16 protein-coding genes and 1 pseudogene are annotated in these 21,158 nt (G+C 62.0%); 7 read left to right on the top strand and 10 right to left on the bottom strand.

All coding sequences use genetic code 11. The features are described 5' to 3' along the window. Nucleotides 1-197 precede the first annotated feature (197 nt). From cuyA to MLD63_RS03965, 3 genes are all read left to right on the top strand, one after another. Nucleotides 198-1,220 carry a D-cysteate sulfo-lyase gene (gene cuyA / locus MLD63_RS03975; protein ID WP_255328589.1) on the top strand — a complete coding sequence of 341 codons (1,023 nt, stop codon included), beginning with the start codon at nt 198-200 and terminating at the stop codon, nt 1,218-1,220. 86 nt (nt 1,221-1,306) lie between these two features. Continuing rightward, complete coding sequence (gene cuyB / locus MLD63_RS03970; RefSeq protein WP_255328588.1) at nt 1,307-2,020, top strand: cysteate racemase; 714 nt, start codon at nt 1,307-1,309, stop codon at nt 2,018-2,020. Next, nucleotides 2,017-3,027 (top strand): YeiH family protein, encoded by a 1,011-nt coding sequence (locus MLD63_RS03965; RefSeq protein WP_255328587.1) that lies wholly within the window; start codon nt 2,017-2,019, stop codon nt 3,025-3,027. Before cuyB ends, MLD63_RS03965 begins: the two co-directional genes overlap by 4 nt. A gap of 48 nt (nt 3,028-3,075) precedes the next feature. Here the strand turns inward: MLD63_RS03965 and MLD63_RS17940 are convergent, their stop codons facing one another. The 4 genes from MLD63_RS17940 to MLD63_RS03935 all read right to left on the bottom strand — a co-directional run bounded on the left by MLD63_RS17940 (nt 3,076) and on the right by MLD63_RS03935 (nt 9,329). Next, on the bottom strand, nt 3,076-5,403 hold the full coding sequence (locus MLD63_RS17940; protein ID WP_304363987.1) for a Hint domain-containing protein: 2,328 nt from the start codon (nt 5,401-5,403) through the stop codon (nt 3,076-3,078). A gap of 490 nt (nt 5,404-5,893) precedes the next feature. Then, on the bottom strand, nt 5,894-6,604 hold the full coding sequence (locus MLD63_RS03945) for a sulfite exporter TauE/SafE family protein (protein WP_255328586.1): 711 nt from the start codon (nt 6,602-6,604) through the stop codon (nt 5,894-5,896). Next, nucleotides 6,601-7,998: an amidohydrolase family protein gene (locus tag MLD63_RS03940; protein WP_255328585.1), complete on the bottom strand. Its 1,398-nt coding sequence runs from the start codon at nt 7,996-7,998 to the stop codon at nt 6,601-6,603. Before MLD63_RS03940 ends, MLD63_RS03945 begins: the two co-directional genes overlap by 4 nt. Then, nucleotides 7,998-9,329, bottom strand: coding sequence for a uracil-xanthine permease family protein (locus MLD63_RS03935; protein WP_255328584.1), 1,332 nt, complete (start codon nt 9,327-9,329; stop codon nt 7,998-8,000). The genes MLD63_RS03940 and MLD63_RS03935 overlap by 1 nt, the downstream gene beginning before the upstream one ends. Before the next feature lie 187 nt (nt 9,330-9,516). On the opposite strand from MLD63_RS03935, the gene MLD63_RS03930 reads away from it, so the two are divergent. Next, entirely contained in the window at nt 9,517-10,527 is a 1,011-nt protein-coding gene (locus MLD63_RS03930) for a substrate-binding domain-containing protein (RefSeq protein ID WP_255328583.1), read from the top strand. A gap of 20 nt (nt 10,528-10,547) precedes the next feature. Here the strand turns inward: MLD63_RS03930 and MLD63_RS03925 are convergent, their stop codons facing one another. The 3 genes from MLD63_RS03925 to MLD63_RS03915 form a co-directional block, all read right to left on the bottom strand. Continuing rightward, the gene (locus tag MLD63_RS03925; protein ID WP_255328582.1) at nt 10,548-11,795 is read right to left on the bottom strand and encodes a DUF5996 family protein; all 1,248 of its coding nucleotides are present in this window, start codon (nt 11,793-11,795) and stop codon (nt 10,548-10,550) included. 29 nt (nt 11,796-11,824) lie between these two features. After that, the gene (locus MLD63_RS03920) at nt 11,825-12,760 is read right to left on the bottom strand and encodes a pirin family protein (RefSeq protein WP_255328581.1); all 936 of its coding nucleotides are present in this window, start codon (nt 12,758-12,760) and stop codon (nt 11,825-11,827) included. 162 nt (nt 12,761-12,922) lie between these two features. Next, the gene (locus MLD63_RS03915; RefSeq protein WP_255328580.1) at nt 12,923-13,816 is read right to left on the bottom strand and encodes a LysR family transcriptional regulator; all 894 of its coding nucleotides are present in this window, start codon (nt 13,814-13,816) and stop codon (nt 12,923-12,925) included. A 230-nt stretch (nt 13,817-14,046) separates the two neighbouring features. Here MLD63_RS03915 and MLD63_RS03910 point away from each other — a divergent pair, with 230 nt between their 5' ends. Next, a complete protein-coding gene (locus tag MLD63_RS03910; RefSeq protein ID WP_255328579.1) occupies nt 14,047-15,984 on the top strand; it encodes a 3-hydroxyacyl-CoA dehydrogenase NAD-binding domain-containing protein in 1,938 nt (645 codons plus the stop codon). Nucleotides 15,985-16,026: 42 nt separating this feature from the next. Here the strand turns inward: MLD63_RS03910 and MLD63_RS03905 are convergent, their stop codons facing one another. Beyond that, entirely contained in the window at nt 16,027-16,200 is a 174-nt protein-coding gene (locus MLD63_RS03905; protein ID WP_255328578.1) for a hypothetical protein, read from the bottom strand. Between the two features lie 375 nt (nt 16,201-16,575). On the opposite strand from MLD63_RS03905, the gene MLD63_RS03900 reads away from it, so the two are divergent. Beyond that, nucleotides 16,576-17,823 carry a tyrosine-type recombinase/integrase gene (locus MLD63_RS03900; protein ID WP_255328577.1) on the top strand — a complete coding sequence of 416 codons (1,248 nt, stop codon included), beginning with the start codon at nt 16,576-16,578 and terminating at the stop codon, nt 17,821-17,823. A gap of 919 nt (nt 17,824-18,742) precedes the next feature. Next, nucleotides 18,743-18,952, top strand: a complete 210-nt coding sequence (locus MLD63_RS03895; protein ID WP_255328576.1) for a hypothetical protein — start codon at nt 18,743-18,745, stop codon at nt 18,950-18,952. 1,204 nt (nt 18,953-20,156) lie between these two features. On the opposite strand, the gene MLD63_RS03890 is transcribed toward MLD63_RS03895, so the two are convergent. Together MLD63_RS03890 and MLD63_RS03885 are read right to left on the bottom strand one after the other, a co-directional pair. Beyond that, a complete protein-coding gene (locus tag MLD63_RS03890; RefSeq protein WP_255328574.1) occupies nt 20,157-20,654 on the bottom strand; it encodes an MgtC/SapB family protein in 498 nt (165 codons plus the stop codon). 172 nt (nt 20,655-20,826) lie between these two features. Continuing rightward, nucleotides 20,827-21,149: pseudogene (locus MLD63_RS03885) on the bottom strand (YnfA family protein). Nucleotides 21,150-21,158: the final 9 nt, after the last annotated feature.

Raw genomic sequence — 21,158 nt, 5'->3', positions numbered from 1 at the left:
AATCCGTCACGCAATGGGGAGGGGGAAATAAGGATGACGCGTTCGGGCCTTGGACGATCGACCGGTCTGCGAATGACCCTTGGCTTGCCTGTGGCGGTCCTCGCCTTGTCGATGGCAATGGTCGGACGGATTTCGCAATGGCCGCCCGCCGCTGGCTGTGAGAAGGTCGCCCGAACCACGTTGATCAGGAGAGGTCCATGCATCTCGCTCGTTTTCCGCGCATCCACCTGGCGCATCTTCCGACACCGCTGGAAAAGCTGTCGCGCCTGACGGCAGAGCTTGGCGGACCCGAGATCTGGATCAAGCGCGACGATTGCACGGGTCTTTCGACTGGTGGCAACAAGACTCGCAAGCTGGAGTTCCTGATGGCCGAGGCGCAGGCAATGGGCGCCGACACGGTGATGACCCAAGGCGCGACACAATCGAACCACGCCCGCCAGACCGCCGCCTTCGCCGCGAAGCTGGGCATGGACTGCCACATTCTGTTGGAGGATCGCACCGAGTCCAACGACCGCAACTACAATGGCAACGGCAACGTCCTGCTGGACCATCTGCACGGCGCATCGACCTCGAAGCGCGCCGGTGGGATGGACATGCAGGCCGAGATGGAGGCAGTGGCCGAGGATCTGAGAGCCAAGGGCCGCAAGGTCTACGTCATCCCGGGCGGCGGCTCGAACCCGACCGGGGCGCTCGGCTACGTCAACTGCGCGTTCGAACTGCTGGGTCAGTCGAACGATCGCAGCCTGCGGATCGACCATCTGGTGACGGCGACCGGTTCCGCCGGCACGCAGGCCGGGCTGATCGTGGGCCTGAAGGCTACCAATGCGGGCATTCCGCTGACCGGCATCGGCGTGCGTGCGCCCAAGGACAAGCAGGAGGCCAATGTCTTCGCGTTGGCCGAAAGGACGGCGGAGAAGCTTGGCTGCCCCGGCGTCGTGAAGCGCGAGGACGTGGTCGCCGACAGCGACTACGTTGGCGCGGGCTACGGCATCCCGCGGGAGGATACGGTCGAAGCGATCCGGATGTTCGCGGAACTGGAGGGGATCCTGCTCGACCCGGTCTATTCCGGCAAAGGTGCGGCAGGTCTGATCGACTATTGCCGCAAGGGTCGTTTTGCCAAGGGCGATCGGGTGGTGTTCCTGCACACCGGCGGCTCGGCTGCGCTCTTCGGCTATGACGCCGTCTTCGCCGATGGCGAACGGACGATGGCAAACGCCTGATTGCAGATGCCTGCGCGATCGGCCGAAACCTTCACCCGACGGCAGGAGCTTCCGAGCCACGGTGTCCCAGCGGGGCCGCTGCGCTGATGCGACGAGTTGGCATTCTGGGCGGGATGGGTCCCGAAGCGACGATCCTGATCATGCAGAAGGTCATGGCGGGCGTCGTAGCGCAAGACGACGCCGACCATATCCCGCTGATCGTGGATCAGAACCCGCAGATCCCGTCGCGCATCGCCCATCTGATCGAGGGGACGGGTGACGATCCCGGGCCTGTCCTGGCCGATGCGGCAGGGCGGCTGGTCGCCGCTGGCGCGGAAGCTTTGGCGATCCCCTGCAATACCGCGCATCACTACGCCGACGCGATCCGCGCGTCGGTCAAGGTTCCGCTTTTGGACATGATCGAGATGTCCGTTTCCCATGCTGCCAACCTTAACGGTGCTGGCGGCAGGATCGGCATCCTGGGCTCACCGGCGATCCGCAAGGTTGGATTGTTCGACGACGCGCTGACGCGCCACGGCCTGACCGGCCTTTACGTCGAGGACGAAGCGGCGAGCCTGGCCGCGATCCGCCAGATCAAGGCGCAGGGTCCGCAGCCCGAAGCGCAGGCGTCGCTCATGCGGGCCTCCGCCGCCCTGCTCACGCGCGGCGCGAACGTGCAGATGATCGCCTGCACTGAATTTTCGCTGATTGCCAAGGCGGTTTCGCCCGACGTGACGGCCTTCGACACGCTCGACCGTTTGGCGGAGGCTATCGTTTCATTTTCGACAGGCACGCCATCGCAATCCGTGCACCGACCATGATCAGTCGTGATGCCGCACCGACGCGACGGCGAGCGATCCGGTGGCTCGGGCGCAACCGCGGTGGACTGATCCTGGCCATCACCATCGCGCTGGCATCGAGCTTTCTGTCTGAACACTATGCGGCGCCCGCGATGCTGTTCGCGCTGTTGATCGGGATGGCGTTCAACTTCATGAACGATCAGCCCGGCACGGCCGAGGGGATCGGCTTTGCATCGAGCACGCTGCTGCGGCTCGGGGTTGCGCTTCTGGGATTACGACTGACCTTCACCGACGTTTCCCAGCTTGGCGTCGCCCCGATCGTCGGCGTCGTCGTCATGCTGGCCGCGACAATTCTGGGTGGCATTGTCTTCGCGCGGCTGGCGGGCCGGAGCGCGGCCTTCGGTTTGCTCAGCGGCGGTGCGGTCGCGATTTGCGGCGCATCAGCCGCGCTGGCCATCGCCGCGGTCGTGCCCAAGCGGCTGCTGAAGGAGGAAGACGTCCTTTTGACGGTTGTGGGCGTTACAGCGATGTCGACGCTGGCGATGGTCGTCTATCCGCTGCTGTTTACCTATCTCGGCGCAGCGGACGTCGAAAGCGGCTACATGATCGGCGCCACGATCCACGACGTGGCCCAGGTCGTCGGTGCAGGCTATTCGGTCAGCGACAGCGCCGGCGACATCGCCACCTTCACCAAGCTGCTCCGTGTCGCGATGCTGCCGGTTGTGTTGCTGCTGATCTCGCTGATCTACCGCAAGGATTCCGGGGGCGCCGCCGGCCTGCCGTGGTTCGTGATCGCCTTCGTCGCGCTGATGATCGTGCGCAACACGGTCCCCCTGCCCGAGGCACTGCTGAGCTTCATCAACGATGGGTCGCGCTTCCTTCTGGTCATCGCGATCTCGGCCCTCGGGGTCAAAACCTCGTTGCAGAAGCTGCTGGCGCCAGGGCTGAACGGTATCGCCCTGATCGCCGCGGACACGTTGTTCCTGCTGGGCCAAGCGCTCATCTTCGCGCATCTTTTCCTGTTGTGACGAAATGACGGTCGGGCGTCGAAGAACCACGACGCCCGCGCGACATCGTCAGCGCAGAAGTTGAACGTCATTCTGACGGTGGCGTGCAGAAAGCTTGCGCGCCTGACGGCCAGGGACCAGATGACGGGCCGGGATCATGCTGTCGGCGTCCATCTCGGCCAGTTGAGGCAGTATACTGAACAGTTCCTCACGCGCTTCGGGCGACATCATGCGCAGCGCCTGCTTGCCGGTGTAGAACGATTCCATCGGCGCACCGCAGGCGAAGACGATCTGGTGGCTGTCAAAGAGGATGTGGAAATATTCGACCTCGTCCACATCCATCGCAACGTCGATACCGTCCAGAAGCAGCAGCTGCTTTGCCGCGGCCAGCACCTCGGCCTGACCGAACATGCGCTCGGCGATTTTCGAGCGGACCAGAACCCGGTGCTGCGGCGAGACGAGCACATCCTGCTGGGGCAGACCGCGACCAAGCGCGCCGGCCATGATGCGGATCGGGCGCAGCTTGGGATTGGCCGCCAGTTCGGTGGCATCGATCTTTCGCGAACCGATCCAGCGGACCTGTTGCAGGCCGTGATCCAGCGTCATGACCAGATCACCTGCCGACAGATCCTCGATCGCGACCTCGCCCCCGTCGACTTCGATCGGTGTGCCGCGGGTGAAACAGGTGACACCGGTATGCTCGGTGTCCATCGCCCCTGTTCCCGACAGGCTGAACGTGACCGTCGGCCCACCCTGCTGCGCGATGAAGCTGAGGTTGCCGTCCTGCGCATCATTCGCAAGCGCCGCGTTGGCGAAGGCAAAGTTCGTCCCGTTGCGCAGGTTGTAGTCCGCCAGCGTAGACGCGTTGTACCATTGCGTCAGATCGACGAAGTCGTTGTCGGTGTTGTCGTCGTTCGTGCCCGACGTTTCCCCTGCGCCGAAATCAGAGATGAAGACGGAGTCCCCGGTCGTGCCCGAGATGACGAAACGGTCGTTGCCCGCCCCCCCTGTCAGCGTGTCCGCGCCGCCCCCGCCGCCATTCAGCGTGTCGTTGCCAGCACCGCCCGACAGCGAGTCGCTGCCGGTTCCGCCAAGGAGTGAATCGTTGCCGCCTTCGCCGTTCAGCGTGTCGTTGCCCGCTCCGCCAAGGACGGTGTCGGCGCCGTCACCGGCAAAGACCGTGTCGTTACCGCTGCCGCCGGTGACCGAGTCGTTCCCGGCGCCGGTGTTGTAGGTCATGCCGACCGTGCCGGTCCCGATGATCGTGTCGTTGCCCGAAGCGGTCGTGATGCTTTCGATCTGGCTGAAGGACCCGGTATTTGTTCCGTCGGTATAGGTGCCGGCCTTGTTGCCGGAAAAGGTGACGGTGACGTTCCCGGTCGATCCAAAGGAAAGCTGGTCGTTGTTTGTGCCGCCTTCGCCGCCGATGATCGTGTTGTTCGACGTCTCGCCAGCCGTGATGATGAAGGTGTCGGATCCGTCGCCACCATCCAGCAGGTTGTTGCCGCTGCCGCCAACCAGCGTATCGTCTCCGGTGCCGCCATAAAGCGAGTCGTTTCCGATACCGCCGTTCAGGCTGTCATTTCCGTCATCGCCGTAAAGAACATCGTTGCCGGCCTCGCCGAACAACGTGTCGTTGCCGATCTCACCGTAAAGCGTGTCGTTATCGGCGCCCCCCCGGATGGAGTCGTTGCCTGTCCCGCCGAAGACGAGATCGTTACCCGCGCCGGACTCCACGGTGTCGTCGCCTGCGCCGGCCCTGATACGGTCGTCGTTCCAGGCGGTGCCGGCGGATGAAACGCCATCGCCACCGTCGACCCGATCCGTGCCGTTCGCGACCGGCTCGACATAGGCCGAACCGATGGAATCGTTGCCCGCGGTGCCTTCGATGAACCCGTCGTCCCAGCCGCCGACGGGTCGGTCTACTTGCAAGCCGAAGTTATTATTCACGACCGTGCCAAGCTGTATTGACTGGATCGGCTTGTCCGTGAGCGGCGCATTTGCGGTCAAAGAGGGCGCGAGGAAAAGTTCGCCGGATTGGGCCTGAACCAGGATCGCCGTCGTCGTTCCGGTTGTGCCATCGGCATATGTGACAGTAACGTTGTAGCTGGCACTACCATCATGATTGAGAGTTCGGGACGCGCCGCCAATGGTCGTCGTGTATGTCTGACCCGTTCCGACCGAGTTTTGGTAGGCCGTAACGGTCGTATTGTTCATCGTGTTAGAGGTGATGTTCTGGTAAAGCGGATTACCCGACGTACCGAACGTCCGTCCCTCTAGCGCGATGGCGTTTTCCGCACTGGCGCTCGCCGTCGTCTCAACAATATCAATGAAAACTGTCCCTCCCAACGCATTGGTCGGGATGCCGAGATAGATCCAGTTAAACGTAGTGGGCATGGCGCGCTCCGATAGTCTGAGTGCCGCAGGCAGCGACGTGTCGAACTGCGCTGTCACCGGCTGGCACGGCGAAGCAGCGGACGAGATCAGCGGAAAGAGAGAGGATGAGTCGGGTGACAGCCGACCGGGTGCAACCGACGGCTGCACCGCGGTTCTCGATCGTCGTCGCTTTGGCTGTCGATCGACTCATCTTTCGCGTCCCACTGTGGCAACCACGGACGCGTCATGACAAAGTTGCCGCCCACATCGTTCGGATGTGTTTCAGCAGAAACCAGCCAGACGTGAGGGGATCACCGGCGAATGGTCTTGCAACCATAGCGTGCGCGATACGGGGTGATCCCCACGGTGTCTAGTCAAAAGTTTATTGGTTCCCAGACGGGACGCCTCCCGGTGTTGCGTTATGACACGCACCGCGACGCCATGCAGTCGCTGCGAGCGCGATCGAGCGACACGTCAAGTCGCGGAACGTAAAGAATCTTCGTGCGCGCCGTCAGGATCCGGTCCTCAAGATAAGAAAGATGCCACTGACCACCGCGAATCCTAGCACGCCATATCTCAGCGCCGGGCCCTTGATGTGCGCATGGGTCAGTCGCGAAAGGCCGCTTCCGATCAGCACGGCAGGCATCAGCGTCAGGGCGGCGTTCGCCTGTGCGATCTGGAACATCCCCATCAGGGCGAGGATCACCAGCGAGATGACCTCGCCGACGAAGAAGCATGTGGCGACGGTCGATCGCAGGACAGGCCCCGGCGCATGCTGATAGAGCAGCGCCAAAGGCGGGCCGCCGATCCCCGTCGCCGTTTCGGTCACGCCGGTGAACAGGCCGACGCCCAACGCCGCCGGGCGGTTCGGATCGAACCGCGGCGCAAGCAACGCGGCTGCGGCCGCGATCACCGTGAACCAGCCGACCGCCAGTCCCAATTGGTCCCCGCTGAGCGCCGCGAGCATCCACAGCCCCGCGAAGGTGCCAAAGAACCGTCCCAGCGTGATCCAGCCCGTACCGCTGCGATCAATCCGGTCACGCTCACGCCAAGCGATGTGGAAGTTCAGCGGCAGCATCAGGATCAGCAGCGTGACAGGCAGATACTGCGGCGCGAGGATGCCGAAGATCGGTGCGACGATCAGCGCGAAGCCGATGCCGATCGCGCCCTGGACGAAGGCGGCAACCAGAACCACTGCCGAAAGGATCAGAAACAACGTCATGCGAGGGTCCGTGCACGGTGCAGGTCCGCGGTCGGATGAACGCGCGTGATCGGCGCCGCGGCAACGGCGGCTTCGGTGGTCTCGCGGATCTCGGCCAGCAATGCCCGCGCGTCCCAATCGACCGGCCAACCCTGCCAGAGGCGCAACTTGCCGTTGGTGAAGACGCCGTCGATCTGATCGCGGTTGCCGTAGCGGACCAGTTCCCATGTCAGATCGTGGGAAGGGGTGAATTCGGGCCGGTTCAGATCGACCAGCAGAAAATCCGCCGCGAACCCCTTGGCAATGCGCCCTGTCACCGCGCCCAGACCGCTCACATCGGCGGCCATGCGTGTCGCCGCATCCAGCCACAGCCAACCACCGCCGCACGAAGAATCGCCCGACGCGAGACCGAAGCCGGCACGCTGCAATGTTTCGGCCGCATCCATCAGCCGGAACCCGTCGGCGCGCGTGCCATCGGTCCCCAGCCCGAAGCGTATCCCCAGCGCGGCCATCTGCAGCGCAGGCGCGATCGCGTTGCCCTTCCAGACCGACGCGACCGGGTTGTAGGCGACAGCCGTTCCCGTGTCGCGCAGCATGTTCAGTTCGGCCGGGGTCACCAGCGTGGAATGTGCGATCAGCACGTGCGGCCCAAGCGCATCCACATGCGCCAGATGTTCCAGCGGGCGTCGCCCCGTAGCGACCAGCGAGCGTTCGACGGCCACCAGATGCTCATTCACATGGGTCTGGAAGATCACACCGGCTTCGGACGCCATATGTGAGACGCGCGTCAGCATCCCGTCGCTGGCAACCTCGGGGATCGAGATCGCGAGAGACGGGTGGACCAGTGGATCCTCCACATACTTCGCCAGATGCGCCTCGGCCCGCGCAATGATCGTATTGGGCGGCGGCACATCGGCCGCACCACCCAGATCGTTGCAGATCAACCCGATCACCGATCGCATGCCCGTTTCGCGCGCGGCTGTGGTCAGCGCGTCCAGGTGCCCGGCCGAGCGAGTACCGGCATCAACTGCGCAGGTGAAACCGCCGCGAAGCGATTCCAGCGCGGACAGTTTTGACGACAGATAGACCATTCGCTGATCCAGCGAGCCTTCCAGCGGGACCCAGATCCGCCGGAAGATCTCGGATGGCTCGCCAAAGACCAGCGACTTGCCCAGCGATTGCGTCAGATGCGTGTGGCTGTCGATGAAGCCCGGCATCATCAGATAGTTCGGCATCTCGATGGCCATCAGGTCAGGATGACGCGCAGACAGATCCGCAACCGTCGCGACGTCGGTGAAGCGGCCATTCTCGACCAGCGCCCCCATCCCCACCACGGAGCCGTCCTCCAGCAGCATCCGACCCGGGACAAGCAGCATCCGGTCCTGATCGAACAGGCTTTCACGAAGATCACGCATCAATGGCTCTCCTGCAGGCTGGGGTTGGCGACCGGACGCATGTGGGTGAAAAGCGCGTTGACGATCACCGCGGTGATGGTGCCAGCCGCAAGGCCGTTCCCGATGATCATCTGCGACCATTGCGGAAACTGGCTGTAGATGCCGGGCACGAGGATCGGCAGCATCCCCATCGAAAGACCCGAGGCCAGGGTCATCATCGCGCCGTGTTCGCGCAGGTCCGTCCGCCGCAGAAGATCAATGCCGATCACACCGATGATCGCAAAGACGATCACGGCAGTGCCGCCGATGACGGGACCGGGCAGCGCAGCGGCCAGCCGCGAGACCGGGGCGAAAAGTGCGATCAGGATCAGGATCACGCCCGCCGTCGCCGTGACGTAGCGCGACTTTACGTTGGTCGCGCGGACGATCCCGACATTTTCGCCCGAGGTTATGATCAGCGAGGTACCGAACAACCCGCCGACAAGCGACATCAGCGCGTCCCCGCGAATGGTACGCGGGACGATGCCGCGGGCATCCTCGCGTCGGCCAACGATCTCGGCGGTGGCGATGGTCTGACCCGTCGCTTCGGCCATCGAGATGATGGAAAAGACGATCAGCGGCAGTGCGGCGATCAGATCGAATTTGGGCATTCCGAACGGGAACAGCTGCGGCACCGCGATCAGCGGACCGGTGCCCACACCCGACAGGTCGATCTGACCGAAGATCGCAGCCAGAGCCGTCCCGGCAATCAGACCCAGCATGACGGAAATGCGCCGCATGGTGCCGGTGAAGCCCCAGGCGAACAGGACGGTCAGGGCGATGGTCGCAAGCGCGAGCCCGACGTTCAACGGATCTGCGAAATCGTCTGTGCCCGGCTTGCCCGTGATCGTGCCGCCATAGATGCGGACAAGATTGACCGACACGAGTAGCAGCATCGTTCCCACGACGATCGGCGGAAAGTACCGCAGAAGCCGGCGGAAGACGGGCAAGGCCAGAAAATAGAAGATCGCGGTCAGCAGCACGGCGCCAACCGCGGTCTGGACGTCGGTCTGCGTCGCGATGGCCAGAAAGATCGCGATCGGCGCGCCACCGGGGACCATGATGAAGGGCAGTCGGGCACCCAAACCTGCCGGACCGAAGCTTTGCAGGATCGACCCCAGCCCGCATACCAGAAAGGTTGCACTGATGACGCTGACGGTCAGGGCAGCATCAAAGCCGAGCGTCTGAGCAACCAGAAAGACGGCCGTAATCGGGGAGGCCGCCATGACGAGGACATGTTGCAGCCCAAACAGGATCAGGCTGCGCGGCGGCAGAACCTGATCGACAGGATCTTCGTGAGATGAGTGCGTCAAGATTGAGGACATATCAGCCGTTCCCTGTTGCTGACCCAAACTTTATTGTTCTTGCAAAACGTTTTGCACGCCTCTGAATAGCATGTGTTTCGATTCTGACAAAACGTTTTGTTACAGACTGCAGCGCGAGGTTGCCATTCAGGCGTCCAGCCTGCATCACTGCCCGAGAAACAATCAGGATTAAAACGTGCGCAAACCGACGATCATCGATCTTGCGAAGGCGGCTGGGGTATCACCGACGACGATCTCTCATGCCTTCAGCGGCAGACGGAAGGTCGATCCCGGTACGCGTGACCGGATCGTGGCGTTGGCCGAAGAGATGGGATACCGCCCCAGCAAGGCGGCACAGCGTCTGCGCAGCGGCAGGACCGGCACAATCGGGCTTGCCTCTTCGATGCCGTTCGCAGTCGCCGCCGGTCCCTCCCGGCTTGGGTTCCTGATGGAAATTGCCGCCTCTGCTGCCTTGACCGCGCTCACGCGCGACATGGCGCTTTGTCTTGTGCCGACGTCACCCGACAGCAATCTCGACAATCTGGATTTCGACGGCGTGATCATCGTCGAACCGGTTCGCGACGAGGCTCTGATCCAATATTTCGAAGCGCGGCACATCCCCATCGTTTCGATCGGCAAGGTTCCGGCGCGACCGGATGTCGCGTCCATTGACCTGCATTCCGGCCGGACCGCCCGCCTGCTCCTCGACCATCTTCATGAGGCCGGAAGCCGCCAGATCGGGCTGATCACCGGCGAACAGCGGCGCAACTCCTACGAGGAGACGGAGGCAGTATACGCCACCTTCGCCGCCGAGCATGGGATGACGCCGATCGCGATGCGATTGGACGAGAACGGCGGCGAGACGCTCGCCGAGCGTGAGGCGGCATCCCTTTTGACGCAGCATCCGCAGCTTGACGGGTTGCTGGTGAGCGTCGACGCGCTTGCCACCGGGACCATGACAGCGCTGCAACGCCTTGGTCTGGCGGTCCCGTCAGACGTGCGCCTCGCCACGCGTTACGACGGCATGCGCGCTCAGCTTTCCCGACCGCAATTGACCGCGGTTGACCTTCACCTTGACGATGTCGCGCGCGCTGCCGTCGAGGCGATCCTGGCACAGATGGATGGCGAAGATCGTGTCGTCGCGGGGCCAACCCCTGAAATCATCATTCGGGAGTCGAGCCGCAGTCAGACCGGCGGCGGTTTCTAGGACGTTGCCCGTCGGATCGATCAGGATTTGGCAAGCACATCCTGCCAATCCGCGTGGCGCGCGAATTGCGCCTTGGCGAAGGGGCAGAGCGGGATGATCGAGACGTTGTCGCGGCGCGCATCCTCGATCGCCTTCAGCACAAGCTGCTCGCCGATCTTCTGGCCGCGCAGGGCTCCGGGTACCTCGGTATGATCGATGATGATCAGGCTTTCGCTGACGCGGCTGTAGGTCATCTCTGCCTCGACGCCATCGGTCCGAACGACGTAGCGGCCCTTCGATGCACCATCCTCGCGTTCCACCTGAACGGTCGCTTGCGGAGCTTCGGTGACAGCCGCGTCGGGCGCACGCGGTCGCCCTCGGCGGCCCGTGTCGCATTCAAGCATGTCGCGATCCCAACGCCCCAGTTCGGCCGCTGCCTCATAGGTCGATGACAGGAAGGACAGCAGCGTCGCAGCGGGGTCTGCCGCGGATCTGACCGCCTCGTAGGGCAGAACGAACTCTCCCATCCCGTCGTGCCAGAAGGCCGCGTCCGGGGTGACCGACGCCGCGCGGAACGCACCCGGCGACGGATAGGCGTAGGCATAGAAGGCCGGGTAGTCGATTCCGTTGCCGCCCGGCCAGAATCCGGCGGACGAAACCTCGCGGTCATAGGCTTCCTGCGCGACGTCATCGGGCAGCGATGGAATGCCGGCCGGGTGCAGCGGTGCGCGCCGCCCCGAAAAGCGGGTCACGGCCAGATCGAAGCTGCCCCAGAACAGATGCACCGGGCTGGACTTACCCAGATACCCCGAACGGAATGTGGTAAAGACCTCGTCGATCGACAGCAGCGCGCCGTGAAGGCGGCGGACCGCGTCCCCGTCGTAAGGGCGATCGCGACGATCTTCGGCGAAGGGTACCGGGAAGGGCACTTCGTTCGGTGCGCCGTCGAAGGTCGGTGTCCCGCCGAGGTCGCCCACCAGACGCAGAAATCGTTCATGAAAGTCGGCGACCGTGGTGGGGCCAAGAGCGAATTCGGCCGTCGCGCCATCGCCGGCGCTTCCCCGCAGCGTGTCGTCTTGAAAATCGAACTGGATCTCGATCCCGGGGCCGTCCGGGATAAGCGACGTAGTCAGTCCGCGGGGCGTGACGTAGAAGGTCGCGTTCCACGAATGGTTCAGCCACGGCGTGTGGGCTAGCCGGTACTTGCCCACAACCTGCAGATAAAGGTGCAGGGCGGAACAGGTCTCTCGCCAGCCGAGATAGTCGAGTTCTGGCCACTTTTCGCGCATCAACGGATCCTCCCGTGAAAGAACGCCGGTCAGGCCGGCACCGGAATATGTTCGTGGCGATCGTCCACCGGCAGATCGAACCGTCCCTGGCCCCATCGTTCAGCGCGCCATTCGGCCTTTGCCTGCTCGATCCGCTCTTTCGATGACGCCACGAAGTTCCACCAGATGTAGCGTGGCCCCGAAAATGTCTCGCCCCCAAGGATCATGATCCGTGCGCCCCTGTCGCCTGCAGCGACGGTGATCCGATCGCCGGGACGAAAGACCATCATCTGCCCCGCCTCGAAATCCTGACCGGCGATCGAGATCGAACCGTCGACGATGTAGATGCCCCGATCCTCGTGATCGTCCGGCATCGGCAGGCGCCGCCCCGCAGCCAGCGTGACGTCGCCATAGAAGGTTTCCGACAGCATCGTCGCGGGGGCCGTTTCGCCATAGGCGTTCCCCAGGATCAGTCGCACGCTGACGCCATCATCCTCGATCACAGGCAGGGTCTGCTTGCCGAAATGCTCGAAACTCGGGGTCGTGTCCTCATGCGCGTCGGGCAGCGCAAGCCAGGTCTGGATACCGAACAGGCTGCTCGGTCCGCTTCGCGCCGTGGCCGAGGTCCGTTCGGAATGGGTCACGCCGCGACCGGCGACCATCCAGTTCAACTCTCCCGGTTGGATGACCTGATCGGCGCCCGTGCTGTCGCGATGGTGGAAATCGCCGCGGAACAGATAGGTGACCGTACCAAGCCCGATATGCGGATGCGGCCTGACATCGACACCCTGCCCGGTCAGAAACTCCGCCGGACCCGCCTGATCGAAGAAGATGAAGGGGCCGACCATCTGCCGCTTCGGCGCAGGCAGCGCCCTCCGCACTTCGAAATCGCCAAGATCGCGCGCCCGGGGAACGATCAGCGTTTCGATCGCGTCCGCGCCCACATCGTCAGGACATCCGGGATCGAGGGTGGGGTTCCAGCTCATGACGATGCTCCTTCCTTGGTCGCGACGGGTCCAGGCGCCGATCGGTCGGCGCGCTGTCGAAACATGCGCTTCAAACTGACCTTCGCGCTAGCCCCCTCTGCCGACACGCGGCGTCGCGCCAGGTGCGACACCGACCAAGAATTGCCGCAGCCCGAGAGCCGGTCAGGAGCCCCTGCCCCACAGTTCAGGATGAGCATTGAAATGCGCGGCCAGCATGTCGGTCAGAACCTTGATCTTCCGCGTCGGACGTTGACCCGGCGGACGCACGACATGGGCTGCGGCGGCTGGCGGTGGAAAGGCCGGCATGACCTGGACCAGCGCATCCGAAGCAAAATGCGGATGGGTCAGGCAATCGGGCAGATAGGCGATACCGAGGCCGGCAACTGCTGCAACGACAAGCGCGACGCCATTATCCGCCTTGAAGTTGCCCTGCGGCTGGAACGTGATCACCTGCCCCGCATCCGTCAGCCGCCAGGTCTCGGTCCCCTGCATCAGCGCGTTGTGCTCGGCCAACTCTTCCACTGTTTCGGGTGAGCCATGCTTTTCGACATAAGCGGGGCTTGCAACCAGCTTGCCGGTAATCGGCCCGATGCGCCGTGCCACAAGATCGGAATCGGACAGATGGCCGACACGGATCGCGCAATCGAAACCCTCCGCGACAAGATCGACGAAGCGGTCGCTGTAGCTGCTGTGGATCTGCAACCGGGGGTGGCGCTTCGACATGTCGGCCAGCACCGGCGCGAAATGGGTCGGGCCGAAGGACAGGGGCATCGCCACCCTCAGCCGTCCGCGCAATTCCCCGGTGGGCATAAGCGTCTCTCTCGCCAGGTCCAGTTCGACCCCGATACGCGCGGCATGTTCGCGAAAGGTCACACCGGCTTCGGTCAGTGTCGCGCCCCGCGTGGTGCGAAAGAGAAGCTGAACCCCAAGTTCGTCCTCAAGCCGGAACAGCCGCCGGCTGACGATGGACTTCGACAGACCCAGACGGCGGGCCGCTGCCGAAACGCCCCCGGTATCGGCGACCTCTACGAATGTGCGCAGGTCTTCGATATCCACGCCGGCGTTCCCTGTTTCGCGACACCGCACCAGTAAGACGCCGGATGCGGCCGAATTCAAGTTGGAGGAAGCTTCGTGCGACTACGACACTCTGCCAGACGCTCCCTTCGGTCAGAGTTCAAAGCGTGACCTGGGGTCACGCGCGACTGGCCAGGCGTCTCTTTCAGGTGGCATTCGCCGTATCCCTCCCGGTAGGTTGATCACGCCCGACCGAACCGACGGAGGAAATCATGCAACCTGTCACCATGCACGTGCGCGAGGGCATCGCCCATGTCGTGATCGACAGCCCGCCCGTCAATGCACTCAGTCAACCCGTCCGCGCCAGTCTGGCGGACGCAGTCGCGCGGGTCGAGCAAGACAGTCAGATTGCAGGCGTGGTGCTGTCCTGTGCCGGGCGAACCTTCGTCGCCGGCGCGGACATCAACGAATTGGGCGCACCGCTGACACCTTATCTGCCAGACATTCTTGCAGACATCGCCGCCTCTCGCGTGCCCTGGGTCGCGGCGATCAAGGGAACCGCGCTTGGAGGCGGGCTGGAATTGGCGATGGCGTGCCATGGTCGCATCGCCGAACCTTCCGCGAAGATGGGCCTGCCAGAGGTGTCGTTGGGTATCCTGCCCGGTGCCGGGGGGACCGTGCGACTGCCGCGCTTGGTGCCCATGACGACGGCGATCACGATGATCACCGCCGGCAAACCCATCGACGCGAAGGCCGCGCTTGATGCGGGGCTGGTCGATATCCTGGCAGAGACTGACCTGCTGAGCGAAGCCGAGGCGCTTCTTCACGATCTTCCGATGGGAATACCCCTGCTGGAACGCCCGGTGCGAGATGCAGACGCGATCGACTGGGACGCTGAGCAAAAGACGCTTCGGAAGAAAAGCCAAGGCGCGCAGGCTCCGCTTGAAGCACTCGCCGCGCTGCACGACGCGGCCAGCCTTTCAGCCGAACAGGCGCTGGCGGCGGAACGCGACCGCTTCCTGCGACTGGCGGTCAGCGATCAGTCCAGGGCGCTGCGGCACGTCTTCTTCGCGGAACGTGCAGCCGGACGAAGCCTTCGCGACCTGCAGGCCGAACCAGCCGATCTGTCCTGCGTGGGCGTGATCGGGGGCGGCACGATGGGTGCGGGGATCGCGGTCGCGCTGCTGCTGGCCGGTTCGCAGGTGATTTTGGTCGAACGGGATGAGGCATCGGCCGCCAAGGCCCGCACGCGGGTCGACGAGACGCTGACTGCCAGCGCCAAGCGCGGCGTGATCGATGCATCCGGCCACGCCGCCGCGCTGGACCGACTGAAGACAGCGCAGGATTACGGCGCCCTTACCGATTGCCAGCTTGTGATCGAAGCCGTGTTCGAGGACATGGCGTTGAAACGCGAGGTCTTCGCAAGACTCGATGCCGTCATGCCCGCAAGCGCAATCCTCGCCACCAACACGTCATATCTCGACGTGGATGCGCTGGCAGGGACGACCGCCCATCCCGACCGCGTGCTGGGCTTGCACTTCTTCGCGCCCGCCCATGTCATGAAGCTGCTGGAGGTCGTGCGGGGAAGCGCGACCGGCCCACGCGCCCTGGCGACCGCAGGCGCACTCGCCAGGCATCTGCGCAAGATCGCCGTCGTCGCTTGCGTCTGCGACGGCTTCATCGGCAACCGGATCATGAATGCCTACCGCAACGATTGCGAGTTCATGCTGGAGGAAGGCGCCCTGCCCCAGCAGATCGATGCGGCGATGGAATCCTTCGGCTTCGCGATGGGCATCTACAAGGTCCAGGACCTGAGCGGCCTCGACATCGCCTGGGCCCAGCGCAAGGCACGGGCCGCCACCCGACCGGCCGACGAGCGCTATGCCCATATCGCCGATAGGCTGTGCGAGGCCGGCCGCCTTGGGCGAAAGACCGGAAGAGGCTTCTACGACTATTCCGACGGCAAGCCTAAGGTCGATCCCGAGGTGACGGCGATCATCGAGGAAGAAAGCGCAAAAGCAGCACGCACTCGGCGCGATTTCACCGAACGCGAGATCATCGACCGCATCCTGACGGTGATGCAGGCCGAGGGTCAGGCGATCCTCGACGAAGGCATCGCCGAGTCCGCCGACGACATCGACGTGGTCATGATCACGGGCTACGGCTTCCCGCGACACAAGGGCGGACCAATGTGGCTGACACGCGGCTGAGCCCAGGGGTACCCAGACGTCAGCGTATCATCCTTATTTGGATCAGTGTGCGGTCACCCGCTTGGTCTTAACGCCGAGCGCCGAGGCCTGATGCTGAAGGCGGTCGATCAACTCGCGATAGTCCTTGTTGTGACCATAGGCTTCGACCGCACGGAGAATGAGACGAAGATCTTCCCCGGAAACCGAGGCGCGCATGGCTTTTCGCTGACTGTCCAACATTGAAACCTCCAAACTGGTGAATCACACAAGACGCGTTCTACCAGAAGTATAGCTGAGCGGTAGTTGACCTTTTGTATATGCATAAAGGCCGTCCCGACGCGGCAAGCGAGAGGACGCTGCGCGATTCAACGACCATGGCGCCGAAACATCGCTCGCTCAGCGTGACGTCAAAATGAAAAGTTGATGGCGGACGGTGAGAAGTCTAACGAAGGTTCCCACTTCAGATCATCAGACCTCAACGGGAACTTCTAATTTGCTGTTTTGGAATAATTATTTCCGTCAGCGTCCCTCATCGAGCCTCATCCGGGTTTAGCCGAGCTCGAGGCCATCCGCTACCTTCTTTCCGATCGGGTAACATCGAAAGGAAAGCGCATGCCGCTCACCGTCAAGCAGATCGAGGCCGCAAAGTTCGGCATCAGCAAGGAACGTCTGGGCGACGGAGGAGGCCTGTATCTGAGGCTCCTCCGGTCGGGCAGAAAGCAGTTTCAGGTTCTGATTCCCAAGAGTGAAGTGAGCAAGCAGCGCGTGTGGTTGCCGCTCGGCGAATTTCCGGACGTGAGCCTCAAGTCTGCACGTGACGCCGCAGGCTGGGCGCGGCTGCAGTCGCGTAGGGGATGGTCGGTCGATCAGATTCGGACCGCCATCGAGACGGGGCGCGAAGACCAGTCTCCGACCGAGCCTGCCGGTCCCGCCGACAAGTCGCTGACGGCCTTCAGGATTGTTGCGGCGAAGTGGTTCGAACTCAAGCGCGAGGGCCTGAAGAACGGCAAGCATATCGACCAGAACTGGAATACGGTCGCGACTTACGTGCTGCCATCGCTTGGTGATCGGCCGGTCGGTCAGATCGCACGCATGGAAGTTGTCGACGCGCTGCGCCCGATCTGGCGCGAGAAGCACGAAACCGCGCGCCGGACCCTGGCGCGCGTGAAAGAGATCTTTGAATTGGCGAAGCTTGAATATGACGTTGCCGACAATCCCGCCGACTACGCTCCGAAGATCGCATACGGCGCGGTGCGCCGTAACACGCAGCATTTCGGATCCTTACCTTGGGAGCGTATGCCTGAGTTCTGGACGTGGTTGACCGAGGTCCGCTGCGCGGAGCTAACCCGCCAATACACGATGATGATCGTTCTCAGTGCGAAGCGGACGAGTGAGGTGCGGTTTGCGCATAACTCATACTTTTCTCCGGACGAAGGAGCCATCTGGGAGACGCCGGCTGAAGCGATGAAGATGGGCAAGCCGCATCGCGTGCCTATGAGCACGCAGCTCCTGACTGTCCTCGACAACGTCCGGATCTTGACCGGCGGAGCGGGCTACCTATTCGCGAAACCCCGGACCAAGCGCGGCGTGGTCTCCGAAAACGTCGCACTGAACCTCGTCAAAAATTTCGATACCGAGATTACTGCACATGGCTTCCGTGCGACGTTTAAGGGTCGGGCGCGACTGCAGAAGCGATACGAGCGGGACGCGATCGAATTTGCGCTGGCACACGGATTGCCGCCACTCGACGCGGCCTATTTTCGCGAGGATCTGCTAGAAGAGCGGCGAATCCTGATGAAGGATTGGGGCGATTTCGTGACGGGTGGGGAGCCGGTGGTCAAGTTGCGGACGTCAATCTGAGCGCGCGATCCTGCGAAGACTGAACTTCAGTGTCTGTAAAATGACGTTGACCCCAATTTACACGCTATATTTTAAGCGAAGCAGAGTAAATCTCGCGATGTGTGCGGCCGACAGTTAGTTGATCATGACGGCGTCAGGCTTTGCGAGGTTAGCTGCCGAAAAGGCAGAATCATTAGAAGGGGATTTAGACCATTGGTCACGATACTCTTCTTCTTTATTTCTAATCGTTCGAATGAGAGGTGGAGCTGGTGAAAGCTCTCAAACAACCCTTGCTTGTCATTTGAACACTTTGCATTTGCCAGCGGTGATCTCTGGCACGCTGTCTCTGCATTTGCTACCGAGGTCAGGAGTGTTGGCGTTGTTCTGATGGTGCAAGAGGAGTTGGGGAAGCGCGACGTTACCTCGGCTTTGCTTCCAAGTGAACCGTTGTGGGACGACCGAACAATGAAAGGTAGCAACGATGGCGACGGTCTACTACAGTGGCGGCGCTTCAGCTGAGTAGAAGACGTTGCCGGGCACGACCCCCGGGCATTTCGCATCCCAGCAAAGTCTCAGATGGCTTCTATGGAAGCGCTTTCACGGAACGGAACCATGACTTTCACGCCCAATGGCGAGGTGTATCTGATTAAGAAAGTCATAGGACGGCAATCCTTGGTGCATACTCGACGCCTCTAGCCTAACGAAATTCGATCTACTTTGTGTCCGTCTCGCTTAACCCCGCATGGGAAAGCTTAGACCAGGCGACATACACACCAATCAACACGAACTCGCCGCCCGGTCGACCGACTTCTATCCCTCTTGTCGCTATCTGTCAGCCTGACCCTTAGCCAGCGTTAGAGGGCGGCAGCTAATCGCCTATTTGCTCGCCTTAGCAGGAAACCTGAGCAGATTTCCGCTCCTCTCTGGGCTTCTGAACAAAATGCTCTTCGATCGCTTTGATCATGATGTCATGCACAGGCGTTTCGCCGCTACGCATGCCACGCTGATTTCGCAACTCGTCAATCAACGCTTCAGTGCCGACTGTGTGAACGCAGATTTTCGTCAGCAGCCTGATGATCTCTTCGAACTCACCTTCGTTATTTTCAGGAATTACAATGATTTACCTTCCTTCTCATTTCTGCCGGATTGAACGAGCTGCAAATGGTTCGCAGCTTCACTGCACTTATGCAACTGCTGTGCGAACGCACTAGATGGTCGTAGCTAGCCTGATGTCAAACGGACCGTGTCTTCAAGTTACCAAGTCGCATCGGCCCGGTGCGACCCCAACGTCTACGCTTTAGAGCATGGTCCGATTGTCTCTCAGGCACTTCTTCACGTGCACTGGGTGACAGCGCTAACTGAAATTCCTTGAAGCCACGAGCGGTGGTCTTCGCCCGCGCTGGAACCTTTGGTCCGACCCCGGCTGAGACCCAGTCCACTTCAACAAGCCCTCTGTCTTCCATGTAGGCCAATGTTGCTTGAAGCCTGTCGGCTTCTTCGACCCCCATATCATCGACCGACACCGCGTCAGGGTGATGGCCCGCCATCAACGTAAGCAATACTAGACGCGCATCTGCCTCAAAGATCTTCCCCATCCTTCACTCCACAACCGGAAGTCAGAATTCGTCGAATCATCTCTGGCCGCGACGGCCACGGGTCAAGCTTCGCCCGCTGGTGGTCGAGCCAGTCGAGCATTTCGGGCTGAAGGCGGACCATGACAGGCGTTCCCTGCCCTGTCGGTGCAGGTCCACGCACGCCTTTCCGTTATACCAAAGTTTTCTCTTGCTTGCCCATGGAACCTTGATACCACGAAAAACAGACCGAGCAAGCGCTGGAATGCTCGCCCGGCCCTAACCGAGACCCTGTTCAAGGAGGAACAGTGATTGGTTACTCATTGCCATAACACCCCCTCAACGCCACGTGAACGGCTCGCCGAATAGCGGGAAGACGTTAGCGTGGCGCTCGAAGCAATCGGCTCACCCAACTCTGCCAACCATCAGCTCCCCAAGCCCGTAGTTATCCGAGTATCTTTGAAAGTAACGACGGCGCCTTCGTGATGCTGACTCCAGGAGACTCATTCAGGCTGGGCTTAGTTTTGCAATGACCTCTGCAATCGATTACCTCGGGCGTGAAGTTCTTTGCTCTGGCGAGTTTTTGGTCAAGGTGCGAACACGTCTAAAGGAAGACTTGCGGAAGATTAGACTGATTGACCCTCTCATGTCTGCTCGCACCTCCTCTACGACATAGCAGATCGAACGAACGGAAAAGCAAAAGCAGACGCCGCGAAACCCCTTCTGATGGGCTCCCGAATTAGAACCTGAAGATGTCGGCAGCCTTGCATCTTGCCTATCGCGTCATTCGTCGCCGCGAATGTCCGATGCAACACTGGTGCTTTTGGGCATGATGATCGGTATCGCGCCGAGGATGATCAGTACGATGGCTGTCGACAGGATCGCCGTCACCTCGAGGCCGAGCCCGGCGATGACACCGATCGCGGCCGTTGCCCAGATACTCGCCGCAGTCGTGAGACCTTCGACCTCACGTTGCTTTGCGCGAACGATGATGGCGCCCGCTCCCAAGAAGCCTATTCCTTGGATGACGCCTTGCAAGACGCGGGACATGTCCTCGATCGGCATGCTCCTCTGCAGTGGTCCTATGACGAAGAGGGCTGCGCCCACCGCCACCAGCATATGGGTGCGGATACCGGCGCTTCGGTGCTTGCGTTCCCGCTCGTAGCCGAGGATCCCGCCGAGCAAGGCTGCGATCGACAGCCGCACCGTAATGCGGGTGATTGTCGACAGGTCCGGGACATCCGAAAACTCGCTGACAATCGTTGACCAGATCTCACTCACGAAAGCTTCCTCATACTGAAGAAGGCAACTGTGATGGCAGACTCATCGCCGGACAAGACAGCAATTGATCGCGCCTCCTCACCGCGACAAACAGCGGGCGAAGGATGATCGCAGCAAATCGAGCAGCTTCCCTAGTATCGTGACAACCTATCGTCAGCGGGTCGGCCTGCGCTCACCCGGCTCGCGGGGCAAGCATGATGAACGCGGCACCGATTAGACACAGGCTGGCACCTGAGAGATCCCAGAAATCTGGTCGCTGACCCTCCGCCCCCACATCCAGATCAGAGAGGCGATTATGTAGACACCGCCGTAAGCGGCAAAGGCGCGTCCAGTGAAATCTGCTTCGACCCGGGCGAGAAGCCAGCCGAACAGAACCAGGCTCGCAATGCCCGGCAACAACCAGATGATCGACGCTCCCCGCCACCATGCCCAGATGGCGAGACAGCCTGCGATCTCGGCTACGACAACAACAAAATGGTGCGACAAGACTGGCATCAGGTTGAA

This window comes from Paracoccus albicereus (genome assembly GCF_024359525.1).
Classification (GTDB): Bacteria; Pseudomonadota; Alphaproteobacteria; order Rhodobacterales; family Rhodobacteraceae; genus Paracoccus; species Paracoccus albicereus.
The sequence above is the reverse complement of the archived record's forward strand: the minus strand, read 5'-3'. Positions and strand labels throughout refer to the sequence as shown.